General features: G+C 60.9%; 12 protein-coding genes. 10 read left to right on the forward strand and 2 right to left on the reverse strand.

The features are described 5' to 3' along the window. Positions 1–141: 141 nt before the first annotated feature. On the reverse strand, positions 142–1,518 hold the full coding sequence (locus HU731_RS13495) for an L-serine ammonia-lyase (RefSeq protein ID WP_186607737.1): 1,377 nt from the start codon (positions 1,516–1,518) through the stop codon (positions 142–144). Positions 1,519–1,934: 416 nt separating this feature from the next. Between HU731_RS13495 and HU731_RS13500 the strand changes: the two genes are divergently transcribed. From HU731_RS13500 to choV, 3 genes are all read left to right on the forward strand, one after another. Then, positions 1,935–2,882 (forward strand): choline ABC transporter substrate-binding protein, encoded by a 948-nt coding sequence (locus tag HU731_RS13500; protein ID WP_044271836.1) that lies wholly within the window; start codon positions 1,935–1,937, stop codon positions 2,880–2,882. A gap of 69 nt (positions 2,883–2,951) precedes the next feature. Continuing rightward, on the forward strand, positions 2,952–3,797 hold the full coding sequence (choW, locus tag HU731_RS13505; RefSeq protein ID WP_186607736.1) for a choline ABC transporter permease subunit: 846 nt from the start codon (positions 2,952–2,954) through the stop codon (positions 3,795–3,797). Next, entirely contained in the window at positions 3,794–4,972 is a 1,179-nt protein-coding gene (gene choV, locus HU731_RS13510; RefSeq protein ID WP_032894931.1) for a choline ABC transporter ATP-binding protein, read from the forward strand. The genes choW and choV overlap by 4 nt, the downstream gene beginning before the upstream one ends. Positions 4,973–5,127: 155 nt before the next feature. Here choV and HU731_RS13515 read toward each other — a convergent pair whose 3' ends face one another. Continuing rightward, positions 5,128–7,062 carry a BCCT family transporter gene (locus tag HU731_RS13515; protein ID WP_225931683.1) on the reverse strand — a complete coding sequence of 645 codons (1,935 nt, stop codon included), beginning with the start codon at positions 7,060–7,062 and terminating at the stop codon, positions 5,128–5,130. 389 nt (positions 7,063–7,451) lie between these two features. On the opposite strand from HU731_RS13515, the gene betI reads away from it, so the two are divergent. The 7 genes from betI to mdtD all read left to right on the forward strand — a co-directional run bounded on the left by betI (position 7,452) and on the right by mdtD (position 16,983). Beyond that, positions 7,452–8,045: a transcriptional regulator BetI gene (betI, locus tag HU731_RS13520; protein ID WP_003194919.1), complete on the forward strand. Its 594-nt coding sequence runs from the start codon at positions 7,452–7,454 to the stop codon at positions 8,043–8,045. A 110-nt stretch (positions 8,046–8,155) separates the two neighbouring features. Beyond that, on the forward strand, positions 8,156–9,628 hold the full coding sequence (gene betB, locus HU731_RS13525) for a betaine-aldehyde dehydrogenase (protein WP_073525901.1): 1,473 nt from the start codon (positions 8,156–8,158) through the stop codon (positions 9,626–9,628). Between the two features lie 157 nt (positions 9,629–9,785). Beyond that, positions 9,786–11,480 (forward strand): choline dehydrogenase, encoded by a 1,695-nt coding sequence (betA, locus tag HU731_RS13530; RefSeq protein WP_032894927.1) that lies wholly within the window; start codon positions 9,786–9,788, stop codon positions 11,478–11,480. Between the two features lie 192 nt (positions 11,481–11,672). Further along, the gene (locus HU731_RS13535; RefSeq protein WP_186607322.1) at positions 11,673–13,115 is read left to right on the forward strand and encodes a TldD/PmbA family protein; all 1,443 of its coding nucleotides are present in this window, start codon (positions 11,673–11,675) and stop codon (positions 13,113–13,115) included. After that, positions 13,115–14,431 carry a TldD/PmbA family protein gene (locus tag HU731_RS13540; RefSeq protein WP_186607321.1) on the forward strand — a complete coding sequence of 439 codons (1,317 nt, stop codon included), beginning with the start codon at positions 13,115–13,117 and terminating at the stop codon, positions 14,429–14,431. The genes HU731_RS13535 and HU731_RS13540 overlap by 1 nt, the downstream gene beginning before the upstream one ends. A gap of 197 nt (positions 14,432–14,628) precedes the next feature. Beyond that, a complete protein-coding gene (locus HU731_RS13545) occupies positions 14,629–15,519 on the forward strand; it encodes an alpha/beta fold hydrolase (RefSeq protein WP_186607320.1) in 891 nt (296 codons plus the stop codon). Positions 15,520–15,555: 36 nt separating this feature from the next. Next, a complete protein-coding gene (gene mdtD, locus HU731_RS13550) occupies positions 15,556–16,983 on the forward strand; it encodes a multidrug transporter subunit MdtD (protein WP_186607319.1) in 1,428 nt (475 codons plus the stop codon). The last annotated feature ends 117 nt before the right edge of the window (positions 16,984–17,100 follow it).

The following is a 17,100-nucleotide window of genomic DNA, read 5'->3' on the forward strand; positions in this document are numbered from 1 at the left end:
AAAGGTGGCGATTTTGGCCGGGATGTTCACTTTGTGAGCAATTGTGTCAGTACTATAGCCATCGCGGGCAAGCCCGGCTCCCACCTTTGGAATGCGTTCCCCTGTGGGAGCTGGCTTGCCTGCAATAGCAATATCATTGACTCAACATTCAACCGCACTCACCGCCAACCCACCCCGCGATGTCTCTTTGTACTTGTCATGCATATCGGCCCCCGTATCACGCATCGTGCGGATCACCCGGTCCAACGAGATGAAGTGCTGGCCATCGCCCCGCAACGCCATTTGCGCCGCATTGATCGCCTTCACCGCCGCAATCGCATTACGCTCGATACACGGCACTTGCACCAAACCGCCCACCGGGTCGCAGGTCAGGCCGAGGTTATGTTCCAGGCCGATTTCGGCGGCGTTGCACAGTTGCTCCGGCGTGGCGCCAAGAATCTCCGCCAACCCGGCCGCGGCCATCGCGCACGCGGAACCGACCTCGCCCTGGCAACCGACTTCGGCCCCCGAGATCGAGGCGTTCTTTTTACACAGGATGCCCACCGCCGCCGCGCCGAGCAGGTAGTCCACCACGTTGGCTTCGGTGACTTCTTCACTGAACTTCATAAAGTAGTGCAACACCGCCGGGATAATCCCCGCCGCGCCATTGGTAGGCGCCGTGACCATGCGCCCACCGGCGGCGTTTTCTTCGTTGACCGCCAGGGCAAACAGGTTGACCCATTCCATGGCGCTCAAGGTCGAGCCGATCACATTGGGTTTGTTCAGCTCCTGCAAGCTGCGGTGCAACTTGGCGGCGCGACGGCGCACGTTCAAGCCGCCAGGCAAAATGCCTTCGTGCTTGAGGCCCTGCTCCACGCAATCTTGCATGGCGCGCCAGAGCTTCATCAGGCCGCTGCGGATTTCTTCTTCGCTGCGCCAGGTTTTTTCATTCGCCAGCATCAGTTCGGCAACGCGCAGGTTGTGGGTCTTGCACAGCTGCAACAGTTCCACCGCACTGGAAAAGTCATAGGGCAGTTCGGTGCGGTCCATATCCGCCACACCGCTTTGGGCCTGGGCCTCATCCACCACAAAACCGCCACCCACCGAGTAATAAGTGTCGCGGTGCAACTCGCCGTTTTCGCCAAACACCACCAGGGTCATGGCATTGGGATGGAACGGCAGGTTTTCGTCGAGCAGGCGCATGTCCCGCGCCCACACAAACGGCACCGGCAGACGCCCGTCCAGCAGCAGCGTGTCGGTTTCGCGCAGGGTGTGGATACGTGCGCCGATGTGCGTGGGGTCGATTGCGTCCGGCCATTCACCCATCAGGCCCATGATGGTGGCGGTGTCGCTGCCGTGGCCGATGCCGGTGGCCGACAGCGAGCCGTACAGTTGCACTTCGACACGCTGCACCTGTTCCAGCCACCCACGTTCACGCAACCCTTGAACGAACAACGCCGCGGCGCGCATGGGCCCCACGGTGTGCGAACTCGAAGGCCCGATGCCGATCTTGAACAGGTCGAAAACGCTGATAGCCATTAACGTGAAACTCCTCGATAAGCACGGGCCGGGCTTGAACGAGGTGCTACGCTCAGATCGCCCAGATGGCGGCATCATCAAGCTTTTATTCGTCATCACGGCGTCTCACACCGACGCACTCATGCTCACCAGCGGCGCTCGCGTGCGAACGCCAGTTTTGGCCGTTTTTTGCGGTGCAGAAGGGTAAAAACAGCAGTTTTACCTTCGCAAAAACCTGTAAGCGACGTCATCGGTACTGGATGCGACCCTCCCTGTACTGGATACGACGCCCCCTGTAGGCGTCAGATTTTCACTGGTACATGATCAGTCTCGACTCGTTTGCAAGGCACCGCGCCAGAGCTGTTGTCTCACGCTCCAACCGCAACACTTATAAAGCGCGGCGAATGCCGCCAGAAAAGACACAGGAGTCTACCCACATGAAAGGTTCACCCTCGTTGTTGTTGGCCGCCATGCTGAGTCTGCCAGTCGTGGCACACGCCGCAGAACCGGAACAGTGCAAGACCGTCAACTTCTCCGATGTCGGCTGGACCGACATCACCGTCACCACCGCGACCACCAGCGAGATCCTCAAGGGCCTGGGCTACAAGCCGCGCACCACGATGATTTCGGTACCTGTGACTTACAAGTCCCTGGCCGACGGCAAGAACATGGACATTTTCCTCGGCAACTGGATGCCGACCATGGAAAACGACATCAAGCAGTACCGTGATGCCGGCACCGTGGAAACCGTGCGCGCCAACCTGGAGAACGCCAAGTACACCCTGGCAGTCCCACAAGCGCTGTACGACAAGGGCCTGAAGGACTTCGCCGACATCGCCAAATTCAAGGATGAGCTGGGCGGCAAGATCTACGGCATCGAGCCGGGCAACGATGGCAACCGCACCATCCAGACGCTGATCGACAAAGATGCTTTCGGCCTGAAAACCGCCGGCTTCAAGGTGGTCGAATCCAGCGAAGCCGGCATGCTCTCTCAGGTTGAACGCGCCTCCAAGCGCAACCAGGCCATCGTGTTCCTCGGCTGGGAACCGCACCCGATGAACACCCGCTTCAAGATGAAGTACCTGACCGGTGGTGACGACTCGTTCGGCCCCAACTACGGCCAGGCCACCATCTACACCAACACCCGCAAAGGCTACACCCAGGAATGCAGCAACGTTGGTCAGTTGCTGAAGAACCTGGTGTTCACCCTGGACATGGAAAGCACCCTGATGGGGAACGTCCTGGACGACAAGATGAAGGCCGATGCTGCCGCCAAGGCCTGGCTGCAAAAGAACCCGCAAGTGCTCGACACCTGGCTTGCCGGTGTCACCACCGTTGATGGCAAACCAGGGCTCGATGCCGTTAAAGCTTACCTCGCCAAATAGCACCCGCTGACCCCAGGCCGGTGCGCTGGCCTGGGATGTTTTCCCCTTCGCATGTGGACATTCACTACCATGCTGACTGAACAGAAAATCCCACTAGGCCAGTACATCGCTGCCTTCGTCGACTGGTTGACCCAACACGGGGCCAACTACTTCGACGCAATCGCATCGACCCTGGAAACGATGATCCACGGCGTGACGTTTGCGCTGACCTGGTTCAATCCACTGGCATTGATCGGTCTGATTGCGCTGCTGGCTCACTTTATCCAACGTAAATGGGGACTGACTGTTTTTGTCATCGCCTCCTTCCTGCTGATCCTCAACCTGGGGTACTGGCAGGAAACCATGGAAACCCTCGCCCAGGTGCTGTTCGCCACCCTGGTCTGCGTGGTCATCGGTGTGCCGCTGGGCATTGTTGCCGCGCATAAACCGATGTTCTACACCATGATGCGGCCGGTACTCGATCTGATGCAGACCGTGCCGACCTTCGTCTACCTCATCCCTACCCTGACCCTCTTCGGGCTGGGTGTGGTGCCTGGGCTGATTTCCACGGTGGTGTTCGCGATTGCCGCGCCGATCCGCCTGACCTACCTGGGTATCCGCGATGTCCCGCAAGAGCTGTTGGACGCCGGCAAAGCCTTTGGCTGCTCGCGCCGCCAGTTGCTCTCGCGCATTGAACTGCCCCACGCCATGCCGAGCATCGCCGCCGGCATTACCCAGTGCATCATGCTGTCGCTGTCGATGGTGGTGATCGCGGCCCTGGTGGGCGCTGACGGCCTCGGCAAGCCAGTGGTCAACGCACTCAACACCGCAGACATTGCCTTGGGCTTTGAAGCGGGCCTGGCCATTGTGTTGCTCGCCATCATGCTCGACCGTATCTGCAAACAACCCGACGCTAAAGTAGGGGGTGATGCATGAGCATTATCCGATTCGACAATGTCGACGTGATCTTTTCCAAAGACCCACGCGAAGCGCTCAAGCTGCTGGACCAGGGCATGAGCCGTAACGAAATCCTGAAGAAGACCGGGCAGATTGTCGGCGTTGAAAAGGCCAGCCTGGACATTGAGAAAGGCGAGATCTGTGTGCTGATGGGCCTCTCGGGCTCAGGCAAGTCCAGCTTGCTGCGCTGCATCAACGGCCTCAATACCGTCAGCCGTGGCCAGCTGTTTGTAGAGCATGAAGGTCGCCAGATCGACATCGCCTCCTGCACCCCCGCCGAGCTGAAAATGATGCGCACCAAACGCATCGCCATGGTGTTCCAGAAGTTCGCCCTGATGCCGTGGCTGACAGTGCGCGAGAACATCAGCTTCGGCCTGGAGATGCAGGGCCGCCCAGAGAAAGAACGGCGCACGCTGGTAGATGAGAAACTCGAACTGGTGGGCCTGAGCCAATGGCGTAACAAGAAGCCCGACGAGTTGTCCGGCGGCATGCAGCAGCGCGTCGGCCTGGCCCGCGCCCTGGCGATGGACGCCGATATCCTGCTGATGGACGAACCCTTCTCGGCCCTCGACCCGCTGATCCGTCAAGGCTTGCAAGATGAACTGCTGGAACTGCAACGCAAGTTGAGCAAGACCATCGTGTTCGTCAGCCACGACCTGGACGAAGCACTCAAGCTCGGTAGCCGTATCGCGATCATGAAAGACGGCAAGATCATCCAGTACAGCGTGCCGGAAGAGATCGTGCTGAACCCGGCGGACGACTATGTGCGCACCTTCGTCGCCCATACCAACCCGTTGAACGTGCTGTGCGGGCGCAGCCTGATGCGCACCCTGGATAACTGCACGCGTGTGAATGGCTCGGTGTGCCTTGATCCGGGTGGCGACTCCTGGCTGGACCTGGCCGAAGGCAACACCATCCAGGGCGCACGCCAGAATGGCGTGACGATGAACCTGCAGAACTGGGCACCAGGGCAGGCCGTGGAAGGCTTGGGCCGCGTACCGACGCTGGTGGACTCCAACATCGGCATGCGCGATGCGTTGCAGATTCGCTACCAGACAGGCAACAAGCTGGTGCTGCATGACAACAACAAGGTGGTAGGGATTCTGGGAGACAGTGAGCTCTACCATGCCCTGCTGGGCAAGAACCTGGGCTAGAACCGATCCCCTGTAGGAGCGAGCTTGCTCGCGAAAAACGAGCAAGCGACACGGGCGACCAGATTAGCGTTGCGTTATCGTTCACGTCTTTCGCGAGCAAGCTCGCTCCTACAGGGAGCCGGTGGCGTCAGGACGACGCCACCGGCCTTCAAGCATCAGCTATAGACCCGGCCAAGGAGCTGCCGATGGCTTTCAAACTGATCGAGCACATCCCGGGTGATCTGCTCCTGGGTGAAGCCCATCAGGTCATACTCCTGCGGCCCGTTGTGCAGGTACACCTCGGCACGGTAGTAACGGGTGCGCTCTTCTTCAGGCAGGTCAGCGGGTGCCGCCGAGTAGCCATCCAGGCTCACTTCGTAGACAAACGGGTTGCCTTCGTCCATCTCGATTCGCACGCCGATGCAGCGCTTGGATTTGCCCAACAAGGTCTGCACTTCCAACCCCTGATCACGCAACGCAATCGCGGCTTCTTCCAACGCCGGCGTTACGTGCTTGTCCATAAAGCGCTGCACGGTGGCCTGGCTCGGTTGCAGGTCCAGCGCCGTCAAGCGCTCGCTGAAACCACGACGCCCGCGTTCAGCCAATTGCGCCTGCTCCTGTTCGGTGGCCACGTCCTGGCGCATGGCCTTGTGCAAACCGAACATAAAGAACACCAGCACCACCGAGAACGGCAGCCCCGCCAGCACCACCATGGTTTGCATGGCTTCGAAGTTACCGGCAAACAGCAGGCCGATGGTCACCAGGGTGATCACCGCCGACCAGAAGATACGCAACCAGTGCGGCGCGTCTTCATCCACGTTGCCGCCTTTGCAGGAAAGGTTGGCCATCATCACCGCGCCGGAATCCGCAGGCGTCAGGAACAGCACGAAGCCCACGAAGATCGACACGCCGATCACCACTTTCGACGCTGGGTAATGCTCAAGCAGCTGGTAGATGGCCATGGACGGTTGTTCCAGCGCCGTCTTGCCCAACTCCACGGCCCCATGGTTCAACACCAAATCCAGGGCCGAGTTGCCGAAGATCGACAGCCACGCCAGGGTAAAGCCCAGCGGGATCAGCAATACGCCAGCCACCAGTTCACGCACGGTACGACCACGGGAAATACGCGCGATGAACATGCCCACAAATGGCGCCCAGGAAATCCACCAGGCCCAGTAGAACAGGGTCCACAGGCCCATCCAGCGTTCGGTCTTGGCACCGTCGCCTTCGTACACATACAGGTCGAAGGTTTTGAGCACGATACCGTTGAGGTAATCACCGGTGTTCTGCACCAGGCCATTGAGCAGGTGCAAGGTAGGGCCGAACAGCAGCACGAAGATCAGCAAACCGCTGAACAACACGATGTTGAGGTTGGACAGGCGGCGAATACCGTTTTCCACACCCGACACGGCGGCAATAGTCGCCACGGTGCTCATCACGATGATCACGATCAGCAGGTTGGTGTTGCTGTGTTCCATGCCGAACAGGTTTTCCAGCCCCGACGACACCTGCATCGAGCCGATCCCCAGGTTGGTCACCAGGCCCAGCAGGGTCACGAACATGCCGAAACCGTCTACCGCGTGGCCGGCGGCGCCCTTCACCCAACGCTCACCCACCAGCGGGTACAGCGCCGAACGCAGTGCCAGCGGTTGGTTGTGACGGTAGGCAAAGTACGCCACGGCCAGGCCGACCAGCGCATAGATCGCCCAGCCGTGCAGGCCCCAGTGCAGGAAGGTCAGTTGCAACGCCTGGCGCGCCGCGCCATTGCTGGCGGCAGCGCCTTCGGGTGGGTTGAAGTAGTGGTCCAACGGCTCGGACGCACCGAAATACAACAGCGAGATGCCGATACCCGACGAGAACAACATGCCGGCCCAGGCGCCGTAGCTGAAGTCTGGGGTATCGTCCTTCGCACCCAGCTTAAGTTTCCCATAGGACGAAAACGCCAGGCCGACCACAAACACCAGGTAGGCGGCGATGACCACCATGTAGTACCAGCCAAAGCTTTTCGACAGCCAGGCCTGTGCTACGCCGAGCAGGCGCCCGGCCTCCTGCGGGGCGACGATCAGAATGGCGGTCAACAATAAAATCAGCGCGGTGGAGGTGTAGAACACCCAACCGTTGACCCGGACCTTTTCCGGTGGGGTCTTTATAAGAGAGGCAGAACTCATGGCGCAGATGCTCCAGGCAGTGCGAGAGAGAAACACAAGGCAACGGTTATCCCGGGACATCGATTTTTCGGCAGTCGACGGACGGGTGTTATAAAGACACCCCAAAATTCTTGAGCCCGCCAAGGCGGTGATCAGGCTCTGAAGTGGCCTGTTTCAAGGGTTTTTGCAGGTGTCGAAGGTTGCGGCTCGCAGGTAGGAAACATCTGTAGGCAGCGACCATTTGTCGCAGATCTTATTCTTTGTTGATTGAACGTTCAATCAAAACAAAATAGACTGGCCCTCAAGCCGACGGACGTGGATCGCCCATCGGCAGGCCTAAGGAGAGGTGCTACATGCCCAAGGTCGGTATGCAACCCATACGCCGCCAGCAGTTGATCGAAGCCACGTTGACGGCCATCGATCGGGTCGGGATGGGAGATGCCAGCATTGCGCTGATCGCCCGTCTGGCCGGCGTCTCGAACGGCATCATCAGCCACTACTTTCAGGACAAGAACGGCCTGATCGCAGCGACGATGCGCTACCTGATGAATGCGCTGATCGAGAACGTGCAAGAACGCAGGCGTGCCTTGAAGGATGACAGCCCACGGGCGCACCTTCAGGTGATCATCGAAGGCAACTTCGACGCCAGCCAGGTCAACGGCCCGGCAATGAAAACCTGGCTGGCCTTCTGGGCCACCAGCATGCATCACCCGTCATTGCACAGGTTGCAGCGGATCAACGATCAACGTCTGTATTCCAACCTGTGCTGCCAGTTCCGCCGAGTGCTGCCGCTGCCGCACGCACGCAAAGCAGCCCGGGGCCTGGCGGCCCTGATCGACGGTTTGTGGTTGCGCGGCGCCCTGTCGGGAGACGCTTTCGACACGGAGCAGGCGCAACGGATCGCCTACGAATACATGGATTTCCAATTGGCCAAGCAGGTGAGTTAGAGCACACATAACCGCTCAACCCCTGAACGTCCGTCGCTCAGTGTTGCCACACCCCCATGGCCCACTGTTCGGCGGGTAACGCCAACCACTTATGCACTTGCGAGGACTTTATGGCCCGTTTCGACCTGCAAAAACTCTACATTGACGGCGGCTACAGCGACGCTGGCAGCGATGCCACCTTCGAAGCCATCAACCCGGCTAACGGTGAAGTTCTCGCCCAAGTGCAACGCGCCACTTTCGATGACGTTGAACGTGCCGTGGTCAGCGCTGAAAAAGGCCAGAAAATCTGGGCCGCCATGACCGCCATGGAGCGTTCGCGCATTCTGCGTCGTGCCGTGGACATCCTGCGCGAGCGCAACGATGAACTGGCCGCCCTGGAAACCCTGGACACCGGTAAAGCCTTTTCCGAAACCAAGTACGTCGACATCGTCACCGGTGCTGACGTGCTGGAATACTACGCCGGCCTGGTGCCCGCCATCGAAGGCGAGCAGATCCCCCTGCGCGACACCTCGTTTGTCTACACCCGCCGCGAGCCACTGGGCGTGGTTGCCGGTATCGGCGCGTGGAACTACCCGATCCAGATCGCCCTGTGGAAATCCGCACCGGCCCTGGCTGCCGGCAACGCGATGATCTTCAAGCCAAGCGAAGTCACCTCGCTGACCACCCTGAAACTGGCCGAGATCTACACCGAGGCTGGCGTTCCTGCAGGCGTGTTCAACGTACTGACCGGCAGCGGCCGTGAAGTCGGCACCTGGCTGACCGAGCACCCGCGCATTGAAAAAGTCTCCTTCACCGGCGGCACCGACACCGGCAAAAAAGTCATGGCCAGCGCGTCGAGCTCCTCGCTTAAAGACGTGACCATGGAGCTGGGCGGCAAGTCCCCGCTGATCATTTTCGACGACGCCGACCTCGACCGCGCCGCCGACACCGCCATGATGGCCAACTTCTACAGCTCCGGTCAGGTCTGCACCAACGGCACCCGTGTGTTCGTGCCCAAGCATCTGCAAGCCGCGTTCGAAGCCAAGATCGTTGAGCGTGTTGCGCGTATTCGCATCGGCAACCCGGAAGACGAAAACACCAACTTCGGCCCGCTGGTCAGCTTCGCCCACATGGAAAGCGTGCTGGGCTACATCGCCAAAGGCAAAGAGCAAGGCGCACGCCTGCTGTGCGGCGGCGACCGCCTCACCGAAGGCGACTTCGCCAAAGGCGCCTTCGTGGCCCCGACCGTGTTTACCGACTGCACCGACGACATGGTGATCGTGCGTGAAGAGATCTTTGGCCCGGTGATGAGCATCCTCACCTATGAAACCGAAGAAGAAGTGATCCGCCGCGCCAACGACACCGACTTCGGCCTGGCCGCTGGCCTGGTCACCAAGGACCTGAACCGCGCCCACCGCGTGATTCATCAACTGGAAGCCGGTATCTGCTGGATCAACGCCTGGGGCGAGTCCGACGCGAAAATGCCGGTCGGTGGCTACAAGCAGTCGGGTGTGGGCCGTGAGAACGGCATCAGCTCGCTGAACAACTTCACCCGCATCAAATCGGTACAGGTTGAATTGGGCGATTACGCCTCGGTGTTCTAACACCCGAGACTTGTATTGCCTGTAAGGCCGCCATCGCGGGCAAGCCCGGCTCCCACATTTGTTCTGTGTGAACCCGATCAAATGTGGGAGCTGGCTTGCCTGCGATCGAGTGCGAAGCACTCGCCAGACCTGACCACACTTCAAAGAGGGTACATTCATGTCCCAAGAATACGATTACATCATTGTGGGTGCCGGCTCTGCCGGTAACACCCTGGCGACCCGTCTGACCGAAGACGAAGGCGTCACCGTCCTGTTGCTGGAGGCCGGTGGCCCAGACTACCGCCTCGACTTCCGTACCCAGATGCCAGCCGCACTGGCCTTCCCGCTGCAAGGCCGCCGCTACAACTGGGCCTACGAAACCGATCCAGAGCCACACATGGACGGCCGCCGGATGGAATGCGGGCGCGGCAAGGGCCTGGGTGGCTCTTCCCTGATCAACGGCATGTGCTACATCCGTGGCAACGCCATGGACTACGACAACTGGTCGAAGCTGCCGGGCCTGGAAGACTGGACCTACCTGGACTGCCTGCCGTATTTCCGCAAAGCCGAAACCCGCGACATCGGCCCCAACGATTGGCACGGTGGCGACGGCCCGGTCAGCGTGACCACGCCGAAAGCGGGGAACAACCCGCTGTTCCACGCCATGGTTGAAGCGGGCGTACAGGCCGGTTACCCACGTACCGAAGACTTGAACGGCTACCAGCAAGAAGGCTTCGGCCCGATGGACCGTACCGTCACGCCGAACGGCCGTCGCGCCAGCACCGCACGCGGTTACCTGGACACGGCTAAAAAGCGTTCGACCCTGACCATCGTCACCCATGCCCTCACCGACAAAGTACTGTTCGAAGGCAAGCGTGCGGTGGGCGTGCGTTACCTGATCGGCGCCGCTGAGGAGCGCGTTGAAGCCCGTGCGCGCAAAGAAGTACTGGTGTGCAGCGGCGCAATCGCTTCGCCGCAACTGCTGCAGCGCTCCGGCGTTGGCCCGGCCAAATTGCTGGAAAGCCTCGACATCCCCGTGGTCCACGACCTGCCGGGCGTGGGTGAAAACCTGCAGGACCACCTTGAGCTGTACCTGCAATACGCCTGCACCCAGCCGGTGTCGCTGTACCCTTCGCTGCTCTGGTACAACCAGCCGGCGATTGGCGCCGAATGGCTGTTCAACGGCACCGGCATCGGCGCCAGCAACCAGTTCGAAGCGGGCGGTTTTATCCGTACCCGTGAAGAATTCGAGTGGCCGAACATCCAGTACCACTTCCTGCCGGTGGCGATTAACTACAACGGCAGCAACGGTGTGAAAGAGCACGGTTTCCAGGCGCACATGGGTTCCATGCGTTCGCCAAGCCGTGGCCGTATCCAGCTGAAGTCGAAGAACCCACGGGACTACCCGAGCATCCTCTTCAACTACATGGCCACCGAACAGGACTGGCAGGAATTTCGCGATGGCATCCGCCTGACCCGTGAAATCATGCAGCAGCCGGCACTGGACCCATACCGTGGCCGCGAAATCAGCCCGGGCATCGACGTGCAAACCGATGAGCAGTTGGACAAGTTCATCCGCGAGCACGCCGAGACCGCGTTCCACCCGTCCTGCTCGTGCAAGATGGGCACCGACGAGATGGCTGTAGTCGATGGTGAAGGCCGCGTGCATGGCATGCAGGGCCTACGTGTGGTCGATGCCTCGATCATGCCGATCATCACCACCGGCAACCTGAACGCGCCGACGATCATGATCGCCGAGAAAATCGCCGACAAGATCCGTGGCCGCAAGCCACTGCCGCGCAGCACCGCTGACTACTACGTGGCAGGCGATGCGCCAGTGCGTGGCAAGCCGTTGCGTGAGATTGCGCAGTAACTGATACACCGCGGTGCCTGCATCGCAGGCAAGCCAGCTCCCACAGTTGAATGGGTTCACAACTCAAAATGTGGGAGCGGGCTTGCCCGCGATGAGGCCCGACCAGACACAACAAAACCTCCCTTGATCAGCTCCCCGCCCAGGCCTACTCTGTTGGCCTGCCCGCGCCGAGCCGCCCACAAGGAAGGCCCCATGTTCGAACACCACGCCACGCTCAAGAAACACTTCAGTGCCCTGCGCACCAGCGCCGAATTCTTCTCCCTGCGCTACGTGCGCGAGTCCGGCCAGTACCTGTCGGTACGCAAGAACGTCGCCGAGCCGCCTCACCTGGGCCATGACGAAGGCGCCATGCTCACCGTGCGTCTCAACGGCGTGGAAGCCTACGCCGCGACCAACGATATTTCCCTCACCGGCCTGCAGGCCGCCCTTGAGCGCGCTGAACAACAAGCCAGGCTGATCAAGCCCCACGCCCTGCTCGACCTGCACCAGCAAGCGGTGTCCAGCGACGTCGCCGACTACCTGTCGCCCGACCTCGACCAGCCCTTCCCGTCCCTGAGCGACTGCTACCAATTGCTCGGCGATGAGTCCGCCGCCGTGCCCAAGGATGAGCGCCTGGTGAGCTGGGAAGTCAGCCTGGGGACCACGCAAGTCGAACAGATCTACCTCAACAGCGCCGGCGCGCAATTGCGTCAGGCCCAGCGTTTCGTCTTTCCCGGGCTGAGCGTGACCGCCTTCGACGGCAACGACAGCCAGACCCGCACCCTGGGCGGTACCAACTTCGGCCAGCAAGGCAGTGCCGGCGTGATCCAGCGTTTTGGCCTGGTGGGCGCCGCCCGCAAGGTGGCCGACGAAGCGCTGCAATTGCTGCTCGCACCGAATACGCCCCACGGCCCGCGTGACCTGCTGCTGATGCCCGACCAGATGATCCTGCAGATCCACGAATCCATCGGCCACCCGCTGGAGCTGGACCGCATCCTCGGTGACGAGCGCAATTACGCCGGCACCAGTTTTGTGAAGGCCAGCGACTTCGGCCATCTGCAATATGGCTCACCGTTGCTCAACGTGACCTTCGACCCGGACATCCCCGAACAGCTTGCCAGCTACGGCCATGACGACGACGGCACGCCTGCCAGCAAGCAATTTCTGATTCGCGAGGGCCTGCTGCTCAAGCCGTTGGGCGGGGCCTTGTCGCAATTTCGCGCCAACCTGCCAGGCGTTGCCAACAGCCGCGCCTGCGGCTGGAACCGGGCGCCCATCGACCGCATGGCCAACCTGAATATCGAGCCCGGCGATAAAAGCCTCGCACAACTGGTGGGCGGCATCGAGAGCGGCATTCTGATGTCGACCAACCGTTCGTGGTCCATCGACGATGCGCGCAACAAGTTCCAGTTCGGCTGCGAGTGGGGCCAGTTGATCGAAAACGGCGAGCTCAAGGGCGTGGTGAAGAACCCCAACTACCGGGCGATCTCCGCGCAGTTCTGGCGCAAGCTCAGCGCGGTAGGCGATGCCAGCACCTTCAAGGTGTTGGGCACGCCGAACTGCGGCAAGGGCGAACCCAACCAGGTAATCCGCGTCGGCCATGCGTCGCCGGCCTGTGTATTCAGCAATGTCGATGTATTTGGGGGAGATGCCTGATGAACCACTTCAAGGCACTGGTGGACTGGCTCAAGCACGCCATCACCGACAAGGAACACTTTCAACTCGGCTACGCGGATGAAGCGTCCGAGTTCGTGCGCTTCAACCACGCGCAGGTACGCCAGGCCGGCCAGGTGCAGCAGGCCAGCCTGAACCTCAAGCTGATCAACGATGGGCGCCACGCCGACCTGGGTATCACCCTGTCGGGCGAGGCGGAGCTGGACCACCAACGCCTGGCGAATGGCCTGCAACAACTGCGCGAAACCTTGCCGCTGTTGCCGCCTGACCCGTACCTGCTGTTGAACCCCGATGCCTGGCACAACCATAACGAACAACTGCGCCCGCTGCCGGAACTGGCCCAAGTGTTGGACGATATCAGCCAGGTCGCCGACGGCGTGGACCTGGTCGGTTTCTACGCCGCCGGCCCCATCAGCCGTGGTTTCGCCAGCTCAACGGGCGCGTTCGGCTGGCACCGGGCTAACAGTTTCAATTTCGATTTCAGCCTGTTCCACCCCAATGGCGAAGCGGTAAAAGCCAGCTACGCCGGGCACACCTGGAACAGCGCCGACTTCGCCGCGCGCTTTCAACAGGCCCGGGAGCAATTGGCGTTTCTCGGGCGCCCGCTGCACACCCTGGCGCCCGGCCAATACCGCGCCTACCTGGCACCGGCAGCGCTGGAAGAAATCATCAGCATCATCACCTGGGGTGGTTTTTCAGCCCAGGCCATCGCCAGCAAAGGCAGTTCGTTGCAACGCCTGTACGCGGGTGATCAGTCACTGAGCCCGTTGGTGACGGTGGATGAGCAGATCAGCGGCTCCCTGAGCCAGGCGTTTTCCACTGAAGGCTACCCGCGCAAGGATGTCACCCTGATCAACGCAGGCCAGGCCGAGGGCCAGTTGATCAACTCGCGCAGCGCCGCCGAATACGGCTTGAGCGCTAACGGCGCCAGCAGCGACGAGTCGCCCAGTGCCTTGCAAATGGCCGCCGGCAGCCTGGCCCAGGCCGATATTCTCAAGCAGTTGGGCACGGGGCTGTATATCAGCAACCTCTGGTACCTGAACTACTCCGACCTGCCGGCAGCGCGCTTGACCGGCATGACGCGCTTTGCGACCTTCTGGGTGGAAAACGGCGAGATCCAGGCGCCGGTCAGCACCATGCGCTTTGATGACAGTGTCTATCAGTTGCTCGGTTCGCAATTGGAAGCGCTGACTGCTGATCGGGAGCTGCTGTTGTCGGCCAGTACCTATGACCAGCGCAACACCGCTTCCAACCTGTTGCCAGGCGCTTTGGTAAAACGCCTGACGCTGACCTTATAAACCGTAGGAGCGAGCTTGCTCGCGAAGAACTTACAGACACCGCCGGCTGGCTATCAGCACTGCGTTATCGTTGACGTTTTTCGCGAGCAAGCTCGCTCCTACAGAGCAATAACCTGCACTGCAAAGAAACGTCTATCCCGCCACCCCTGCTCACGAGAGCATAACCTTGCCTGGGAAAGGCAAGCTGGAGTCTTGAGATGAACCATGGAAGTTTTGTCATTGAGAAGTTGTACAAGCACTACAACGTTCACGTAGAGCAACTGGGTAACGACCCGCACAGAAAAACCGTACTGATGGTCAACGGCGCGCTATCCACCACGCGCTCCTTTGCCCGTACCAGCAAATGCCTGGCCGAGCACTTCAATGTGCTGCTGTTCGATTTGCCCTTCTCTGGCTTGTCACGCGAGCACAACGCCGAACTCGACCTCGTTACCAAGGACGACGAGGTGCAAATCCTGCGTGCCTTGGTAGCGCGCTTTGCGGTCAACCATCTGGTCTCGGCATCATGGGGCGGCATCTCCACGCTGTTGACCCTGGCGCACAACCCGCCCTCCATCGAAAGCTCGGTGGTGATGGCCCTGGCGCCCAACCTCAACCAGGCGATGCTGGAGTATGTCGAACGCGTGCGTGTGCTGATCGAGGCCGATGACAAGTCGGCGGTCGGCCATCTGCTCAACGAAACGGTGGGCAAATACCTGTCGCCGCGCCTCAAGCGCAATAACCATCGGCACCTGTCGACCATGGCCACCACCGAGTACCGCCAGGCGCGCTTTCATATCCATCAGGTGCTGGCCTTGGGCGACGGCAACTACCTGCCAGCGCTCAAGCAGATTGAAACACCGGTGCATTTTCTCAACGGCACGCTGGACGAATACACACCGGCCGCCGAGGCCCAGTTGTTCCGACAGTATGTAGGTCACAGCAGCTTTGCCGTAGCCGAACACACCGGCCATCTGCTGGACCTTGAATCACCGCAAGCGGCGTTTGCAGTGCACCGCGTGTTGTTGAATTTTCTAGTAGGACCGCATGCCGCGTTATCGGCTCTAGCCGAACCACCAGTGGGAAAAATCCCAAGGGTTAGCGCATAATCGCCAACACATAGCCTGCTAATTAAAAGGGATCCCATGCCGAATCGTGCCCCTCTCGATGCCAAGACCGCCCGCTGGCTCCCCTGGGTGGTAGCGATTGCTTTCTTCATGCAGTCGCTGGACGGGACGATTCTCAACACGGCACTGCCGGCCATGGCGCAGGACCTCGCGGAAAACCCGCTGCGCATGCAAGGGGTGGTGATCGCCTACATGCTCACCGTGGCCTTGCTGATTCCTGCATCGGGCTGGATCGCTGACCGCTTTGGCACCAAGAAGATCTTCTTTGGCGCGATCATGCTGTTCAGCATCGGGTCGTTGCTGTGTGCGCTGTCCAGTAGCCTGAGCATGCTGGTGGGCGCACGGGTGGTCCAGGGCCTGGGCGGTGCGCTGATGCTGCCGGTCGGGCGGCTGGTGGTGCTGCGCGCTTATCCGCGTTCCGAGCTGGTGCGCATCATGGGTTTTATCACCATTCCCGGCCTGCTCGGCCCCTTGCTTGGCCCGACGATGGGCGGCTGGATGGTGCAATACCTGACCTGGCACTGGATCTTCCTGATCAACCTGCCGGTGGGCATGATCGGCTGCTACGCCGTGTGGAAATTCATCCCCGACCTGCGCGGCAGCGAGCGCACGCGCTTCGACGGCCTGGGCTTTCTGCTGTTCGGTGCGGCGATGGTGCTGATCACTATCGCCATGGAAGGCCTGGGCGAACTGCACCTGCCGCACCTGCGCGTGATATTGCTGCTGTTCGGCGGGTTCGCCTGCCTGGCGGCGTACTGGCTGCGCGCCGGGCACATCGATAACCCGCTGTTCTCGCCGGTGCTGTTCAAGACGCGTACCTTTGCCGTGGGGATCCTCGGCAACCTGTTTGCGCGCCTGGGCAGCGGCGCGTTGCCGTTCCTGGTGCCGCTGCTGTTACAAGTGGCGCTGGGCTATTCGCCGTCGGAAGCCGGCATGAGCATGCTGCCGCTGGCGGCGGCGGCGATGTTCGCCAAGTCCATCGCGCGCCCGCTTATCGAGCGCCTCGGCTACCGCATCGTCCTGACCGGCAACACCCTGGCCCTGGGCCTGATGCTGGCGAGCATGGGCTTGGTCAGCGAGCAAACGCCCTACCCGCTACTGTTAGGCATGCTGGCGGTGCTGGGGGCCATCAACTCCCTGCAATTTACCGCCATGAACACCGTCACCCTGATCGACCTCGACGACGCCCAGGCCAGCAGCGGCAACAGCTTGCTGTCGGTGGTGGCGCAGTTGTCCCTGAGCCTGGGCGTGGCCTGTGCCGGCGCATTGCTCGGCGGCTTTACCGCCGAAGCCGGCAATGACGGGGTGAATACGGTGCTGGGCGCCTTCCAGTTGACCTTCCTCACCGTGGGCATCATGGCGATGCTGGCGGCGGCGATCTTCCTGCAACTGTCGCCCAAGGACGGCAAACGCGTCGTCAGCCGCGAGCACGATATCGAGCACTAACGGGCGTCTCGTCGAGAACTTGCGAGGAAAATCCCACGAGACTGGTACACTGCGCGACATTTTGTTTTGCAGAGCCAGTCCCGTGACTACCATCGCCACCGCTTTTAATACTTTGCC

It is taken from the genome of Pseudomonas salmasensis, assembly GCF_014268375.2.
GTDB classification, from domain to species: domain Bacteria; phylum Pseudomonadota; class Gammaproteobacteria; order Pseudomonadales; family Pseudomonadaceae; genus Aquipseudomonas; species Aquipseudomonas salmasensis.

Excerpts from the sequence above, each read along its gene's own strand:
- HU731_RS13495 (WP_186607737.1), bottom strand. The coding sequence starts at position 1,518 with ATGGCTATCAGCGTTTTCGACCTGTTCAAGATCGGCATCGGGCCTTCG.
- betB (WP_073525901.1), top strand. The coding sequence starts at position 8,156 with ATGGCCCGTTTCGACCTGCAAAAACTCTACATTGACGGCGGCTACAGC.
- betI (WP_003194919.1), top strand. The coding sequence starts at position 7,452 with ATGCCCAAGGTCGGTATGCAACCCATACGCCGCCAGCAGTTGATCGAA.
- choV (WP_032894931.1), top strand. The coding sequence starts at position 3,794 with ATGAGCATTATCCGATTCGACAATGTCGACGTGATCTTTTCCAAAGAC.
- HU731_RS13545 (WP_186607320.1), top strand. The coding sequence starts at position 14,629 with ATGAACCATGGAAGTTTTGTCATTGAGAAGTTGTACAAGCACTACAAC.
- choW (WP_186607736.1), top strand. The coding sequence starts at position 2,952 with ATGCTGACTGAACAGAAAATCCCACTAGGCCAGTACATCGCTGCCTTC.
- HU731_RS13535 (WP_186607322.1), top strand. The coding sequence starts at position 11,673 with ATGTTCGAACACCACGCCACGCTCAAGAAACACTTCAGTGCCCTGCGC.
- HU731_RS13500 (WP_044271836.1), top strand. The coding sequence starts at position 1,935 with ATGAAAGGTTCACCCTCGTTGTTGTTGGCCGCCATGCTGAGTCTGCCA.
- mdtD (WP_186607319.1), top strand. The coding sequence starts at position 15,556 with ATGCCGAATCGTGCCCCTCTCGATGCCAAGACCGCCCGCTGGCTCCCC.
- HU731_RS13540 (WP_186607321.1), top strand. The coding sequence starts at position 13,115 with ATGAACCACTTCAAGGCACTGGTGGACTGGCTCAAGCACGCCATCACC.
- betA (WP_032894927.1), top strand. The coding sequence starts at position 9,786 with ATGTCCCAAGAATACGATTACATCATTGTGGGTGCCGGCTCTGCCGGT.